The sequence below is a fragment of the Acidaminococcus sp. CAG:542 genome (assembly GCF_000437815.1).
Classification (GTDB): domain Bacteria; phylum Bacillota; class Negativicutes; order Acidaminococcales; family Acidaminococcaceae; genus Acidaminococcus.
On sequence record NZ_FR902096.1, the window covers coordinates 1 to 378 of the forward strand.

A 378-nucleotide genomic window follows, 5' to 3' on the forward strand; every position below is an offset into this window, starting at 1 on the left:
AACAATATTCAGTTTTCAGGGTTCCAACCTCGTCGCTCATCGGCGACTTGATTATAATATCATGGGATTATATTTTTGTCAACAGGATTTCTAAAAAAAGTGAAAAGGGATTGGCAGGATATACTCTGCCAATCCCTTCCATCGGCCGCTGACCATTGACCGCTGACCGCTGACAATCCAGTTACTTTTTCTCCACCTGGAATTTGAAGTTGTCGATTACAGGCCGGTGGTCTGCACCGCCTTCTTTCACATCTTCCGTCAGGAGAGCCTGGACGATAATGGCCATTTCCAGCCGTTTCTTCTGGATCTTGCACCCATAAGCATAGGGCTTTTCAATGGTCCCGTTGACCAGATCCGCATTGGCATGGCAGCCGCCGC

At 48.1% G+C, this 378-nt stretch carries 1 pseudogene; it reads right to left on the minus strand.

Going from position 1 to position 378, the window contains the following annotated elements:
- Positions 1-181: 181 nt before the first annotated feature.
- A pseudogene (locus QVO43_RS08580) lies at positions 182-378 on the minus strand (thioether cross-link-forming SCIFF peptide maturase); the annotation flags it as partial.